The organism is Bacillus sp. GS3m_15504, from assembly GCF_055825275.1.
The window spans coordinates 15,988-31,534 of the sequence record NZ_JBVVNL010000008.1; the positions used below are offsets into that span (position 1 = coordinate 15,988).

The 15,547-nt window shown below is 35.4% G+C and carries 18 protein-coding genes; 2 read left to right on the plus strand and 16 right to left on the minus strand.

The features are described from left to right. Positions 1-165 precede the first annotated feature (165 nt). The 8 genes from AC0L0O_RS27945 to AC0L0O_RS27980 form a co-directional block, all read right to left on the minus strand. Positions 166-1,338, minus strand: coding sequence for a homogentisate 1,2-dioxygenase (locus AC0L0O_RS27945; protein WP_000499919.1), 1,173 nt, complete (start codon positions 1,336-1,338; stop codon positions 166-168). Continuing rightward, complete coding sequence (locus AC0L0O_RS27950; RefSeq protein WP_000674019.1) at positions 1,304-2,260, minus strand: fumarylacetoacetate hydrolase family protein; 957 nt, start codon at positions 2,258-2,260, stop codon at positions 1,304-1,306. Before AC0L0O_RS27950 ends, AC0L0O_RS27945 begins: the two co-directional genes overlap by 35 nt. Before the next feature lie 66 nt (positions 2,261-2,326). Next, positions 2,327-3,445: a 4-hydroxyphenylpyruvate dioxygenase gene (hppD, locus tag AC0L0O_RS27955; protein WP_000810913.1), complete on the minus strand. Its 1,119-nt coding sequence runs from the start codon at positions 3,443-3,445 to the stop codon at positions 2,327-2,329. Positions 3,446-3,755: 310 nt separating this feature from the next. Next, the gene (locus tag AC0L0O_RS27960; protein WP_001984893.1) at positions 3,756-3,875 is read right to left on the minus strand and encodes a DUF3948 family protein; all 120 of its coding nucleotides are present in this window, start codon (positions 3,873-3,875) and stop codon (positions 3,756-3,758) included. Positions 3,876-3,908: 33 nt separating this feature from the next. Further along, the gene (locus tag AC0L0O_RS27965) at positions 3,909-4,025 is read right to left on the minus strand and encodes a DUF3948 family protein (RefSeq protein ID WP_001984868.1); all 117 of its coding nucleotides are present in this window, start codon (positions 4,023-4,025) and stop codon (positions 3,909-3,911) included. A gap of 35 nt (positions 4,026-4,060) precedes the next feature. Next, positions 4,061-4,168, minus strand: a complete 108-nt coding sequence (locus AC0L0O_RS27970) for a DUF3948 family protein (RefSeq protein ID WP_000664237.1) — start codon at positions 4,166-4,168, stop codon at positions 4,061-4,063. Between the two features lie 44 nt (positions 4,169-4,212). After that, complete coding sequence (locus AC0L0O_RS27975) at positions 4,213-4,320, minus strand: DUF3948 family protein (RefSeq protein WP_000664237.1); 108 nt, start codon at positions 4,318-4,320, stop codon at positions 4,213-4,215. Positions 4,321-4,360: 40 nt separating this feature from the next. Continuing rightward, positions 4,361-4,468 carry a DUF3948 family protein gene (locus tag AC0L0O_RS27980; protein WP_000664237.1) on the minus strand — a complete coding sequence of 36 codons (108 nt, stop codon included), beginning with the start codon at positions 4,466-4,468 and terminating at the stop codon, positions 4,361-4,363. A gap of 450 nt (positions 4,469-4,918) precedes the next feature. Between AC0L0O_RS27980 and AC0L0O_RS27985 the strand changes: the two genes are divergently transcribed. Next, entirely contained in the window at positions 4,919-5,791 is an 873-nt protein-coding gene (locus AC0L0O_RS27985) for a Cof-type HAD-IIB family hydrolase (protein WP_000766411.1), read from the plus strand. A 39-nt stretch (positions 5,792-5,830) separates the two neighbouring features. On the opposite strand, the gene AC0L0O_RS27990 is transcribed toward AC0L0O_RS27985, so the two are convergent. The 5 genes from AC0L0O_RS27990 to AC0L0O_RS28010 form a co-directional block, all read right to left on the minus strand. Then, positions 5,831-6,796, minus strand: a complete 966-nt coding sequence (locus tag AC0L0O_RS27990; RefSeq protein WP_001294508.1) for an ABC transporter ATP-binding protein — start codon at positions 6,794-6,796, stop codon at positions 5,831-5,833. Then, positions 6,793-7,773, minus strand: coding sequence for an ABC transporter ATP-binding protein (locus tag AC0L0O_RS27995; protein ID WP_000030787.1), 981 nt, complete (start codon positions 7,771-7,773; stop codon positions 6,793-6,795). Before AC0L0O_RS27995 ends, AC0L0O_RS27990 begins: the two co-directional genes overlap by 4 nt. 10 nt (positions 7,774-7,783) lie before the next feature. After that, positions 7,784-8,707: an oligopeptide ABC transporter permease gene (opp4C, locus tag AC0L0O_RS28000; RefSeq protein ID WP_000447987.1), complete on the minus strand. Its 924-nt coding sequence runs from the start codon at positions 8,705-8,707 to the stop codon at positions 7,784-7,786. 13 nt (positions 8,708-8,720) lie between these two features. Beyond that, a complete protein-coding gene (locus AC0L0O_RS28005; protein ID WP_000860742.1) occupies positions 8,721-9,677 on the minus strand; it encodes an ABC transporter permease in 957 nt (318 codons plus the stop codon). Between the two features lie 103 nt (positions 9,678-9,780). Further along, positions 9,781-11,508, minus strand: a complete 1,728-nt coding sequence (locus tag AC0L0O_RS28010; protein WP_000730679.1) for an ABC transporter substrate-binding protein — start codon at positions 11,506-11,508, stop codon at positions 9,781-9,783. Positions 11,509-11,957: 449 nt separating this feature from the next. Between AC0L0O_RS28010 and AC0L0O_RS28015 the strand changes: the two genes are divergently transcribed. Then, positions 11,958-12,155, plus strand: coding sequence for a hypothetical protein (locus tag AC0L0O_RS28015; RefSeq protein WP_000369249.1), 198 nt, complete (start codon positions 11,958-11,960; stop codon positions 12,153-12,155). An 11-nt stretch (positions 12,156-12,166) separates the two neighbouring features. Here AC0L0O_RS28015 and AC0L0O_RS28020 read toward each other — a convergent pair whose 3' ends face one another. From AC0L0O_RS28020 to AC0L0O_RS28030, 3 genes are read right to left on the minus strand one after another with little or no spacing between them, the layout of a single operon-like run. Further along, positions 12,167-13,312 (minus strand): ABC transporter permease, encoded by a 1,146-nt coding sequence (locus AC0L0O_RS28020; RefSeq protein WP_473786214.1) that lies wholly within the window; start codon positions 13,310-13,312, stop codon positions 12,167-12,169. 12 nt (positions 13,313-13,324) lie between these two features. Next, entirely contained in the window at positions 13,325-14,521 is a 1,197-nt protein-coding gene (locus tag AC0L0O_RS28025) for an ABC transporter permease (protein WP_000834533.1), read from the minus strand. Positions 14,522-14,536: 15 nt separating this feature from the next. Continuing rightward, positions 14,537-15,469, minus strand: a complete 933-nt coding sequence (locus tag AC0L0O_RS28030; RefSeq protein ID WP_000960161.1) for an ABC transporter ATP-binding protein — start codon at positions 15,467-15,469, stop codon at positions 14,537-14,539. Between the last annotated feature and the right edge of the window lie 78 nt (positions 15,470-15,547).

The window sequence follows — 15,547 nt, forward strand, 5'->3', positions numbered from 1 at the left end:
TAAAATTACCACATTAATCTTTGTCGAAATAAGTAGAAATTCTTATGAATACGCATTATCTTGATCATCCTTTCTATATATCTTTCTATAACTTTTTTTGGTATTATTATACATGTCGATTCCATAAAAGAGGCATGCTCCGTTATTGAGCATGCCTCTTTTTATTTATTTCACAGTATATGACCCCTCTTCAATCCAGCTATACATATATTTTTCATCTTCTGTTTCATGTGCTTGTTTTACAATACGAAGCGGACGGAATGTATCTATCATAACAGCTAATTCAAGCGTTTCTTTTTTCCCTATACTCGCCTCTGTTTTCCCAGGATGTGGACCGTGAGGAATGCCGCTCGGATGAAGTGTAATAGACCCTTCCTCCACACCTTTTCGGCTCATAAAGTTACCTTCTACATAGTACAGTACTTCATCGCTATTCACGTTACTATGATAATACGGTGCCGGAATAGATTCTGGATGATAGTCATATAAACGTGGTACGAAAGAACAAATAACGAAATTGTGACCCTCGAACGTTTGATGTACTGGAGGTGGCTGATGAATACGACCTGTGATTGGCTCAAAATCCTCTACATTAAAGACCCAGGGATATAAATAACCATCCCATCCAACTACATCTAACGGATGGTGTCCTAAAACATGTTTGTGCATATATCCTCGTGACTTTGTCATTACGACAAACTCACCTTTTTCATCATACGTCTCTAATTTTTCCGGGCCACGAATATCTCTCTCACAAAACGGGCTATGCTCTAACAATTGTCCATATTCATTACGATAGCGACGCGGTGTTGTAATTTGACTATTTGCCTCTACAACAAGAAACTTAGTCTCTCCTTCATCTGGAATAACACGATAAATCGTTCCAATTGGGATTGTTACATAATCACCTTTTCGATAGTGAATCGTTCCGAACATTGTTTCAATTTTTCCTGTTCCGTAATGGACAAACAACATTTCATCGCCATCACCATTACGGTAGAAATAATCCATTTTTTCTGTCGGAGTCACTACTCCGATTAATAAATCTTCATTTCCAAGTATAAAGTTTCTGCCACTTACTGCATCACCACTTTTTTTATTTTCTTTCGTGCGAAAGTGACGATGAGAAAGAGCAACATCTTCTTCATACTGCAACTGACAAGAATGTGATAATGCTGCATGCCCTACTTCCGTTGGCATATAATGATGATACAAAATAGATTGCGTACCAGAAAAACCTTTTGTTCCCATTACCTGTTCACGATAAAGCGATCCATCTTTTTTACGGAATTGTACATGTCGTTTATGAGGTAGCTCCCCCATGTGACGATAAAACATGCTCATCACCTGCTTCCTTTTCTTTTTTGACCGTATTACGTAATGTACCTAAACCAGTAATCGTAAGCTCTACCACATCACCATCTTGCAGCCACTCTTCTGTACCTAGTTCTAAAATACAACCTGTTCCTACTGTCCCAGAACCAATCACATCACCTGGGTATAACGTAACATCTTCCGAAGCACGTTCAATCATTTCAGCAAATGTATAGTAAATATCTTGGAAGTTCCCTTTTGATAATAGCTTTCCATTCACATGAGCAGTCATCTCTAACTCATAACGGTCACCGTTGCGATAAATATCTAATTCCTCTTTCGTAACAAGGTGCGCTCCTAATGAAGTTGCAAAATCTTTTCCTTTCGCTGGACCAAGTCCTACCTTCATTTCTGTTGCTTGTAAGTCCCTTGCACTCCAATCATTCATAATACAATAACCAAAAATGTATTCCTCTGCTTGCTCACGAGAAATATTTCTTCCTTCTTTCCCGATTACGCAAGCAATCTCTAACTCATAATCAAGTTTTTCAGATTTTTTCGGACAAATTACAACATCATTCGGACCAATTACAGCACGATGGTTCGTAAAATAAAAAACCGGGATATCATACCATTCTGGTACAACATCTAGCCCTCTTCGGCCACGTGCCGTTTTTACATGCTGCTCAAACGCGTAAAAATCCCGAATACTACTCGGATTAGGAATCGCTGCTGCTAATTGCACTTCCTCTAAAGAATATATGCCCTTTTCCGGGTTCTTAATATTACGCAATACTTCTACATACTCATCCGCTTTCTCTAAAAAGGCGAACATAGAAGAAGGTAATTTCCCATCACTAGCAAGATTCATATCGATTACTTTGTCACCTTCAAGCCATCCAGCTCGCATTTCTTTTGAAGGAAGACGAAATGTAACAAATTTCATCATGATTCCTCCTTATGAAAATGAAATTTCCACCAGCAAAAGAATTATTGCTGGTGGATATAAATTTTATAAATTCCCGCGACGCTCTTGTTCTCTTTCAATTGATTCGAATAATGCTTTAAAGTTTCCTTCTCCAAATCCACGAGAACCTTTACGCTGAATGATTTCAATAAATAAAGTTGGACGATCTACAATTGGTTTCGTAAAGATTTGTAGTAAGTATCCTTCATCATCGCGATCTACTAAAATCTTTAATTCTTTCAACTTATCAATTTCCTCATCAATTTTTCCAACTCGTGCAGTTAACTCATCATAATAAGTATCTGGTGTATCTAAAAACTCCACACCATTTGCACGTAGCGCTTCTACTGTTTTAACAATGTCATTTGTTAGTAAAGCAAGATGCTGTACACCTGCTCCATTATAGAACTCTAGATATTCTTGAATTTGTGATTTTCTCTTTCCATCTGCTGGCTCGTTAATAGGGAACTTAATACGACTTCCATTTGTCATAACCTTCGACATTAATGCTGAATACTCTGTACTAATATCATCATCATCAAAATGGATCATTTGTTTAAAGCCCATAACGTTCTCGTAATAACTAACCCACTCTTCCATCTTTTCAACATTACCAACTACATGGTCTACAGCAATTAAACCTGACTCTTCAAATGGAATATCAAATTCAGCCTTTTGGAATCCTGGCATAAATGTCCCTTTATAATTTTTACGCTCTACAAGCGTATGAATTGTATCACCATACGTACCAATAACTGCTTTTTTCAATGTACCGTTCTCATCTGTTAACTCTACAGGCGGAGCAATTGCGACGGCACCACGTTTCACTGCTTCTGAGTATGCTTTATCAACATCGTCAACAAGTAATGCTACATCTTTCACGCCATCACCATGAGTCTTTACAAACTCTGCAATACGATTGTCACTACTTAAAGCCCCAGACACAACGAAACGCATGTTTTTTTGCACAAGAACATAAGATACTTTTTCACGATTACCAGTTTCTAATCCAGAGTAAGCCACAATTTTGAATCCGAATGCTCTCGCAAGATAATAACTTGATTGCTTTGCATTTCCTACGTAAAATTCCAAATGATCTACATCACGTACTGGAAAAAAGTCCTCCATTTGTGCAGCTAGCGTATCCATAGATTTTTGTTTCATAAAATCCTCATCCCCCTGTAAATAGATTAAATGGTTCATACTTAAAACCAACCGAAAACGCTTCCAACATCAATTAATAGAAATTAGTTAGCAAGCTAACAAATTCTGACCTTTAAAATTTTCTATTTTTTCTGTCAAATTCCTCTTTTTTTCTTACATATAAAATTCGACTTTTTTCTCTTTAAAATATAGAGGGGCTATTAATACTTGAAGGGATATATAGAAGAAAAATAAAAAAGACCCCAACATATTAATTACTTACTAATATGCTAGAGTCTTTATTTTTTTTGAATAATTGTATTTATATGTCTCATACTAATACTTTTGCAAGGAATAGAATAAATGATGTTAATACTACCGCTCCACCTAATGATCCTAATAAATCTGTTTTTGTTACTTGTAACACTTGTTCACTGTTCATATTCCTCATTCTCCTTTCGTTTTATAAGATTTAAAACTTCTATTACACTAATACACTTGATAAAAATACGATTAATGCTGTTAATACTACTGCTCCACTTGCTGATCCTACGAAGTCACCTTTTGTTACTTGTAATACTTGCTCCTTCATGTTTTTCATTCTCCCTTCATTTGTTTTTTGTTACAAAATTTCTATTATACTAATACGCTTGATAGAAATACGATTAATGCTGTTAATACTACTGCTCCACTTGCCGATCCTACGAAGTCACCTTTTGTTACTTGTAATACTTGCTCTTTCATATTTTGCATTCTCCCTTCATTTGTTTTTTGTTACAAAACTTCTATTATACTAATACGCTTGATAGGAATACGATTAACGCTGTTAATACTACTGCTCCACTTGCTGATCCTACGAAATCACCTTTTGTTACTTGTAATACTTGCTCTTTCATTTTGCATTCTCCTCTCTTTTTCTTTTTTACAAAACTTCTATTATACTAATACGCTTGATAGGAATACGATTAATGCTGTTAATACTACTGCTCCACTTGCTGATCCTACGAAGTCACCTTTTGTTACTTGTAATACTTGCTCTTTCATATTATGTATCCTCCTTTTTAATAAGTTATCTATATGTAATTTCTAAGAAATGTTTATTTCATAGTTTTTATGTTAACGTTACATTAAATTTGATAACGTAACGTTTGTAACATTAATGTAACATAACTATCGTTACCTTGCAATATAATTACGTAAATTTTATTACACTTTTTTTACGTTTTTTTATAAACACCTTCAAAAACCTTGATTTAATGCATTTTCTACTAAATCCACGTTTGTAACATTCATGTAATATTACAGTCATATAACGAAACATCCCCATACCTCCCTCTACTTTTGTTACAAAGTAAGATAAATCTTTCATTAATAAAGTAGAATCTATCAAATTCTTACTGATAGTTTATGAGAGATAAAATACAATCTTTCCAAGATAAGTTTATATGTTTCCTCTATATAACTATGTATAATAAGAACAAAGAGGTGGTCATTTTGAAATTAATCGCATTAGATATGGATGGTACACTACTATCATCTAATCTTGAAATCTCCAAAGAGAACTTACAAGCTATCCAAACTGCAAAAGAGGCTGGTCATATTGTCATGATTTGTTCTGGCCGTGCAAAAGAGGATGCTTTGAAATTATTGGAAGAGTATAAACTATCTCTTCCAGTTGGAGCGAGCAATGGGGCAATTGTTTATGTGGATGGAAAAGTAATTAACTCGCGTTGTTTACAAAACGATAAAGTATACAAGCTTGCAAAATTACTAGAATCTGAGGGTTTCCCTTATAAACTATATACGAATAAAGGAGTTTATTCTCCGTATACATGGCAAGATCAAGTCATGCAAGCGTTCGAAGAAAACAAGCATGCACTAGATGTTACACTTGAGGAACTTGAAAGAATTACAGAAAAACAAAAGAAGTCAAACTTAATTACTGATTTCCAAAAGATTGAAGATGTTGTAAATAATCCAGAATTAGAAATATCTAAATTCTTTATTTTGACATTTAACGCAGGGCATCGCGCACAGCTATTAAGTATGTTACAAGAAGATACTGATATTATGGTTACAGCATCTGCTCCTACTAATTTAGAAATTATGGACAAGAATGGACATAAAGGAAATGGACTGAAACAAATGGCAGCCCATTTTAATATACCAATTGAAGATACAGTTGCTATCGGTGACAATTTTAACGATGTACCCATGTTAGAAGCAGCTGGTTTATCAGTTGCAATGGGAAACGCTGAAGAAGATGTAAAAAAACTATGTGATGTTGTAACATTAACAAACAATGAACACGGTGTTGCTCATGCAATCGAGCAATTTGTATTGAAACAAACTTCATCTAGTAAATAAAAAAAGGACTCTTTCAATTTTTGAAAGAGTCCTTCTCTTTTATATGTGATGACAAGCAACAAAATGCTCTGCACCAACATTACGGAATTCTGGTACTGTTTGTTTACAAACATCTGTTGCGAATGGGCAACGTGTATGAAAACGACAGCCCGAAGGTGGATTTGCTGGACTTGGAATATCCCCTTCTAGTATAATTCGCTCTCGCTTCACTGTTGGATCTGGTATTGGCACAGCCGATAACAATGCTTTTGTATACGGATGAAGTGGATTCGTAAATAACTCATCACGCGGTGCTGTCTCCACAATTGTTCCTAAATACATAATTCCAATCTTCGTACATAAATGCTCTACTACGCTTAAATCATGTGAAATGAACAAATAAGATAGTCCCTTTTTCTCCTGTAGCTCACTAAATAAATTAATGATCTGTGCTTGAATAGATACATCTAATGCTGCCACAGGTTCGTCAGCTACAATAAATTCTGGGTTTAATACCATAGCTCTTGCGATAACGATACGTTGACGTTGTCCACCCGAAAATTCATGAGGGTACCGATCAATATGATATGGGGCTAAGCCACATAACTCTAATACTTCCGTTACTTTTTCACGAACATTTTCTTTCGTCGCTAATCCGTGAGCCAACATCGGCTCACCAAGTGCCTCTCCAATTCTCATTCTCGGATTTAATGAGCTAAATGGATCTTGAAACACAAGCTGCATATTAGGACGATGTTTTCTTAATTCCTCTTTTGATAGAGAATGAACATCGTGTCCTTTAAATTTCACTTCTCCCTCCGTTTTTTGGACGAGACGTAAAATTGTTTTTCCTATCGTCGTTTTTCCGCTTCCTGATTCACCAACGAGACCGAATACTTCGCCTTTATTAATAGTAAAACTTACTCCATCAACTGCTTTTACATGTCCAACCGTTCTACTAAATATGCCGCCTTTAATCGGAAAATATGTTTTTAAGTTTTTTACTTCTAATAATGGTTCACTCATTGTTCCGCACGCTCCTCATATAACCAGCAAGCTACTTTATGATTCTCATCATGTACATTCAAATTTGGTGCTTCTTCTTTACATATTTCCATACAATGCTCACAACGACCGCTAAAGTAGCAAAACTCATCCAAACCAACTAAATTAGGAACTTGCCCTGGAATAGAATATAGTTTATCTATTCGTTTTCCCATCACTGGTTTTGATTTCAACAATCCTTTCGTATATGGGTGTTTCGGATTTTGAAATATCTCTAGTACCGGTGCTTCTTCAATAACTTTCCCGCCATACATAACGACAACATAATCAGCCATTTCTGCTACAACGCCTAAATCATGTGTAATTAATAAAATGGATGTTTTAAATTCCTCTTTTACTTGTCTTAATAAATCTAATATTTGAGCTTGAATCGTAACATCAAGAGCCGTTGTCGGTTCATCAGCAATTAATAACTTAGGATTACAACTAAGTGCAACAGCAATCATAATACGTTGTAACATACCACCGCTCAGTTCGTGTGGATAAGAATGGACGATTTCATCCGCGCGGGCTATACCGACTTTACGAATTAACTCAATTGCCTTCTTATATGCTTCATTTTTACTAAGCAGTTCATGCTCCCTTAACGTCTCTACAATTTGTTCCCCTACAGTAAAAACTGGATTTAGCGATGTCATCGGTTCTTGGAAAATCATCGCAATATCATTCCCTCGTAAACTACGAAGCTCTTTCTCTTTCATCCCTAAAAGACTTTTTCCTTCATATAAAATGTCTCCGCCTACTACACTACCTGATTCAGCAATAAGTCCCATAATGGATAAAGCTGTTACACTTTTCCCGCAACCAGATTCACCTACAACACAAACAGTTTCACCTTCTCGAACAGAAAAACTAACATGATTCACAGCTTTTACTGTTCCTTCTTCTGTCTGAAAGTGTGTTTGTAAATCTTTCAGCTCTACTACCGCTTTACTCATATTCCCTCACCTACCGTCTCATCTTTGGATCTAACGCATCACGAAGTGCATCACCAAGTAAATTAATGGATACAACTGTTATAAAGATTGCAAAACCAGGCGGAATCCATAACCACGGGCGCTTTTGGAAATCAAGTAATGAGTTCGCTGCACTAATCATATTCCCCCATGATGGTGTAGGTGGGACAACGCCGAGACCTAAGTAGCTTAGTGCGGACTCTCCTAAAATAGAACCTGCAACGCCTAATGTGGATACAACAATTAATATTGGTAAAACATTAGGAATTAAGTGATATATAATTTTTCGGTAATCTTTTATCCCTAACACATCAGCAGCTTGCATAAACGCTTGCTCTCTAAGTGATAAAATTTGACCTCTTACAAGACGCGCAAGCCCCGGCCAACCTACTAAACTTAAAATAATCATAATGACATATAGACGATAATCAGATGGTACTTTCCACTCTGATAAAATCGCTCCCATTATAATAAGTAACGGTAATCCTGGCATCGACATTAAAATATCGGCAAGACGCATAATAATATTATCAACGATGCCGCGATAAAATCCTGCAATAGCCCCTAATACAGCTCCTAATATCACTGATAAAACCATAGAAGCTAGGCCAATCGTTAATGAGATTCGTCCTGCTTGCATAAGCCTCGTTAAAATATCTCTTCCCAACTGATCTGTACCGAGCCAATGCGAAAAACTAGGTGGTTTATTAATTAATGTAACTTGTATTTTTCCTGATGCATATGGTGAGAAAAATGGTCCTATAAAACAAAATAAAAACATAAAAATTAATGCATACAATCCTACTAGTGCCATCTTATTTTTCTTTATTTTTTTAAGAGCTTGTCGCCACGGTGATGATTCGTTTTTTCTTCTCTTTTTCTCCTTTTTTTCTGTAATCACTGTAATAGTTTCCATCCAATTCCCCTCCTTACTTCAACCGAATACGTGGATCAACAACTGCATATACAATGTCCGCGAAAAAGTTTGACACGATTGTTAAACAAGAAAGAAACATCGTAAATGCCATCAATACTGTGTAATCCCTAAAATTAAGTGCTTCTAATTGAATACTACCAATTCCTGGCCAATTAAAGATTTGTTCAATAATAATCGCACCTGAAAATAAACCTGGTAATTCAAATGCTAATAAAGTAATCGCCGGTAAAATCGCATTTTTTAATGCATGCTTATAAATAACGGTCTTCTCTTTTAAACCTTTTGCTCGTGCCGTCCGTATGTAATCTTGTCTTACAACCTCTAACATACTTGTTCTAAAATAACGAGTTAATGAACCCACTCCAAGAAGTGTCAAAATAAATACCGGTAAAACCATATGTTTTGCTACCTCTATTACATAAGCAAACCCTGTTGAATTACTACCAACATCAATCATTCCACCAATCGGCAATAACTTAAGGTCAACTGCAAACACCTTAATTAGAAATAGACCAATAAAGAATGAAGGGAATGACATTGCTGCAAAAATACCAATTGTTACAAGCTTATCGAATAAAGAGTGTTGTTTTGTCGCTGAAAATACACCGATAATAAGTGCAATTAGCCAAATAAAAAACAATGCAACAATTGCTACAATAAAAGAGTTCCAAATAAATTTATTTAATAATGATGTTACAGGTTCTTGATATTGAAGCGAAAAACCAAAGTCTCCTTGTAACGCATTACCTAGCCAGTGAAAATAGCGTTCAACAATTGGCTTATTTAATCCGTACAATTCCCGAAGTTCTTCCGCCCTTTGCGGTGTAATCTTAGGATTCGAATCAATATAATCCCCCGGAAGAAGTGCGAACAGGAAAAAGATAATAATTGACGTTCCAAATAGTGTAGGAATCATTTGTAATAACCTACGAACGATGTACGTTTTCACCCTTTTTCTCTCCAATCTTATGCTTAAAATAGAAGAACATTTTTTCGAATCAGCACATTACTAGCCGAATGAAAAAATGCCTCCTACTTATACATTCTTCTTATTATTTTTCAATAGATAATACTGGTGAATTAGAACTAATACTGTCGTACTTCTCAGGATCAATCCCTTTAATGTTTCCATTGTAAGCTGTGATGATTCTGCGATAATTTAATAAAATTACTGGTGGATCATCACTTAGTTCTTTATATAGTTCTTTATAAATTGGTTTACGTTTCTCAATATCGACTGTACCAATACCTTTTTTAATTAATTCATCTACTTTTTCATTCTTATATCCTAAACTATTACCATCACCTTCAGAAAGATAGCTACTAACCGGTTCACTTGGATCAGTAGTAATCGGTGTAGATACTGAGGCCAAATCATAATCTCCTTTATTTACCTTCGAAAGCATTGTATTAAAATCCATAAACTCTGGATTAAAATCAACACCTAATTCTTTATAATTTTCTTTTGCTATCGGAATAAATAAATCGCCATCTTTTGCTGAGCTTGCACCATAATATGTTAGTTTAAGTTTTTGACCATCTTTTTCACGAATTCCATCTGAACCAGCTTTCCATCCTGCCTCATCTAGTAACTTCTTCGCCTTATCTAAATTATATTCATACTTATTGATGCCCTCTTCTGTATACGCCCAAGATGTTGGATGAATTGGAACGTTAGCTACTGTACCGTATCCTTTAAGAGCTGTATCTACATATTTTTTGCGATCTAATCCATAAATAAGAGCTTGACGAACTTTCTTATCTTTTAAATACGGTTTCTTACTATTCATTCTTATATAACTAAATGATGCTGCTGTCTCTATTTCAACATTTGCAAATTGCAAACTCTTCACCTGTTCTAAAATTTCATCCCCATACCCAACTCCTGTATAATCTATCTCACCCGTTTGGAATAATTGGAATTTTGTATCTGGTGATGTAATTTTATAAATAAAGTTTTTGATTTTCGGTTTACCTGCATAATAATTTTCATTTGCTGTAAAACGAACTTCCTGTCCTGGAATATATTTTTCAAACTTATATGGTCCCGCAGCTATCGGTTTCCCATATAACTCTTTTAAATAGTCTAAACTAGTATTTTGTTTATACTCTTTTCCATAATAAGCTTTCGATAATACTGGACCACCTAAAGCAATTAGTGCTTGTGAGTTAACTTTTTCGGTCGTAATTTTAATTGTTTGTGGATCAACAACTTGAATTCCTTCAATAGATGTCACTTTTCCTTCTTTATATTCCTTTCCACCTTTAATTGCATATTGTGAAATATCATCGCCGCCTTCATACGCTTTATCATGTAGAAGTGATAATGTAAATGCTACATCGTCTGCAGTTAATGGCGACCCATCACTAAACTTTAAGTCTTTACGTAAGTGAAATGTATACGTTAATTGGTCTGAAGAAACATCCCATTTCTCAGCAAGATCTGGTATCGGTTTTCCTTGTTTATCTGTTGTAACAAGAGAAGCAAAGATAACTGATGTCACATTGCCATCCCAACCATTCTCTTGAAAGTAAGGCAAGAAAACTCCTCCAGGTTTTGAGATACCAGAAATAAAGGTATCTTTTCTATTCTTCGCCTTATCAGGTTCTTTCGTCTTATCTGTAGCAGCGATCTTTTCAATTTTTATATTTTTTAAATCCTGCTGTTTAACTGGTTCTGTAGAAGCAGTATCTTCCTGTCCCCCACAAGCAGATAACACAAGCGAACTACTCAGTAATACCGAAAATACACCAGCCCATTTTTTTGTCTTTTTCTTCATTGTCCCCACCCTAACTTTTTAATAGTTATACCCTGTGAACTTATTACCTTATGTATGCCTCCCACAGCACATTTATAGCCAATCGGAAAAGTCGGTTTTAATCGTAAAAAAATAGATGTTTTTGAGGGGTAACAATCCTATTCCGATCTTTCCGGTAGACTTTATGGTTATTAGCTTATATCTTCCGTTATATTTTGTCAATTCTTTCTAAATAAATATTTTGACAATTTTTTAAAAATTATTATTCTATCTTTTAAACTTAACAAGATACCGTTATAGTTATCTTCTTGCAATCCTTGCATGCGTGCATGATGTGCAGACACAACTTTACTATTAAACATGTCAATCGTTCCTTTTTATTTCGTATAAAAAAATTTAAAATTCACTTCTATTCGTTCCTTATGAAACATAGAATACTAATAACCAATTACCAAAAAGGGGGCGAAAACATGGACAACCTATTCCAATACGTCCTACACTACGTATTATTAACAATTATGATAGTCGGGGCGCTATTACTATTCCCATTCTTCCCAAAGTTCGTCCTCTTTTTAGCTTTTTTTATTATGCTCGGGATCGCTATTATCATTTCAACAAAGGAAGATACTACACAAAAAGAAAACAGAGTTCAGCGTGTAAAGCTGTAACTCTGTTTTTTTCAGTCGTAACGTATTCTTGTTAAACTAATTATGAAAAAGACTCCTGCAAATAAAATGAGTATACCAATATATCCTCCTATATCTGCCAATGTACCTCCCCTTACAATTAACTCCGTAAAGCCACGCATCGCCCAAGTTTGCGGAACAAAATTTGCTGCCGTCTGCATCCATGCTGGTTCAATTTCAATTGGCCAATACAGGCCACCAATCATGCATGTTGAAATCACAACGATATTACCTAATGCAGACTGTTGTTCTGTTGTTTTCACGATACTTGCTAATAATAAGGCTAGACCAATGACAGCTAATAATAACACGGAAACGAGTATAATAACCCCTAACAAATTTCCCCACTGCACATTAAATAAGGAATGAGTTAATATCATTAGAATACCAAATTGAATCCATCCTATTAAGAAGAATGAAAGGATATATCCCGTTAGTATTTGAACTTTTGAAACTGGTGCTTCTAATAAACGAGACCAAACACCAAGTTGTCTAGCTTTCAAAATAGTCCCCGTCGCACTTAACATAACAATCATAACGAATAGAATTGAAAATCCCGCTGCTCGCTCTGTAACGTTATTTAACTTTTGATCATCATGTGAAATTGATTCTTTTTGAATTGAAGCAGGTTCTACTTTTGTATAGATTTCTTTATACATAGGTTCCCACGAAGCGTTACTTTTCTTCTCAAAATCTCTCGCTGCACTAACTTCTATCTCCATTTTTTTTAATGCACTTGCCAATACTTGCTCTACAGAAGTTCCACCAGTAAAATCAGCACTAGCTTGAAACTGAATATTTTCTACCCTTCCATCTAACATATTCTTTTGAAAGTCTTTCGGAATAAGAACTATACCGGATGATTTTTTGTTTTCAATCTTCTGTTTGCCTTCCTTATACGTTACCTTCTCTATAGAAATTAAATCACTTTTCTTTATGTCCTCGTAATACTTGCTAGATAATACAGAACCATCTTCATCTACTAAGCTAACATTTACTTTCTTATTCCCACTTCCACCTAAAAGTCCGCCGAAAATGAGTGTAAAAATAATAGGCATTCCAAACATAAGTATATAACTTTGTGGTTTTATTAAAATTTGTTTTAACTCTAGCCAACAAAGTGTCCAAACTTTCTTCATCATTTCTCCCTCCTATCTCGTATGTAAACGTAATGTTCCTATCATAACGGAGACAATTCCTGCACCACATAAACTAAAAATAACAGGGAGTAACACATCCCAAGATGTTCCCGACATAATATTTAAAAAGCTTGTAAGTGCCCATTTATTCGGAGCAACATTCGCAATGGTTTGAAGTGTATCAGGGAATACGTAAATTGGTAACATCGATCCTCCTAATATAGCGAGTATTTGAATACCGATTCCTCCCATTACATCTGCCGTTTTTTCCTCACGAATAAAAGCGGCAATTAACATAGATAAACCCGAAACACAAATTGCATAAGACATTCCCACCGCTACTATTTGAGATAAGTCTCCGCCCCATTCCACATGAAACATAAAGTGTGTAGCAACTATAAATATCCCAAATTGTATACAAGCAAATAATAATGTACCTAAAAACTTCCCGAATAAAATTGAAAATGAGCTCGTCGGTGTACTGAACAAACGCGCCAATGTCTCAGTTCGTTGCTCTGTTACAACTGACTTTGCACCTACTGTTATGTTATATAGTAAAAACATGACTAACATCGCTGCGGCATAATATTGCATCGCTGCAACTGTTTTTTTACCTATCGTTCCTTTTTCAATGTTATCTGCACCCGAAGTTGCTACTGTTTGTAAATCCCCACTTACTTCTTTTGCAACTTGTTCCACATTACTATGCTGAGAATTTGCTAATTCCGTCACAACACTTTTAGTAGATACCGCAATTGTTTGAACACGCTCTGAAAAAGAGCGGACCATTGATTCAGCGATTTTCGCTTGTATATCTTTTGATGGGTCTATAAACACCTTTGGTTCTTTTAATTTTCCATCTTGTACTTGTTCGCTCCATTTATTCGGGATGACGATTCCCACATCGATTTTCTTTTCCTTTAACATATCTTCAAGCTCTTCCTGAGAATTAACTATCTTTACTTTCACATCATCTTTTAATTCTTTAGATTGCAATACGTCTTTTTGAAAGACATCTGCAAACTCATCATTTCCTACTTGATAATAGCCAATCACTGTTTTGGGTAGTCCACCATTATCAAATATATTACTTAACGCTGAACCTAAAATCGCTGTTAATAAAAGCGGCATAATTAACATCATCATAAATCCGCGCCGATCAATTAAACGTATTTTTAAATCTTTCCATGCAATAATAAAACTTTTCATCTCGCACTAACCTCCTTAATCACGAAGTGAACGTCCTGTTAATTGTAAAAAGAGTGCCTCTAAATTCGGTTCTTGCACTTCAAGCTTTAAAATTTGAGCGTTGTTCTCCACAACTACTGACACAACTGTACCAATGGACTCGCCACCATTTAGCCCAATATCAATCGTACTATTATCTTCATCAAAAATAATTCGTTCAACAACAGATAGTGCTTTCAACTTTTGTAGCAGTTCCGTACTATAACGATTTAATTGCAATCTCACTATAAACCCATCCGCTAGGCGATTACATAGTTCCCTTTTCGTTCCTAATGCAATTACCTTTCCATGATCAACAATTGCAATTCTTTCACATAAATACTCTACTTCTTCCATGTAATGACTCGTATAAATAACTGTCATCCCTTTTTCATTTAACTTTTTAACAGTCTCTAAAATATGGTTTCTCGATTGCGGATCAATCCCAACTGTCGGTTCATCCATAATTAACAACTCTGGCTCATGCATAAGTGCTGCACCAATATTAATACGCCTTTTCATTCCACCTGAAAATGTTTCAATTTTATCTTTTTCACGGTCCTGTAAACCGACGTAAGCTAATACTTCCTCCGCTCGCTCTTTTGCAACTTTTCCATTTAAACCGTACATTTTTCCCCAAAAAACCAAATTTTCCTTCGCTGAAAGTGTTGGATAGAGCGCAATGTCTTGTGGAACAATACCAATTTTCTTTTTCGCCTCTAATGGATATTCTTTTACAGATTTCCCACCAACTTTTATATCACCACTGTCGTATGAAATTAACCCGCAAATCATTGATATCGTCGTTGATTTTCCCGCTCCATTTGGACCAAGCAATCCAAATGTTTCCCCTTTCTTCACCTCAAAAGAAACATTCTTTATGATTTCCTTCTTACCAAATGATTTCGTAATATGATCTATGACTAACATACTGATTCAGCCCCTTTGCATTCATCTACACTTTCATTGTAGAAAAATTTCTTCTTCTCTCCATCATCCTTGAGATAG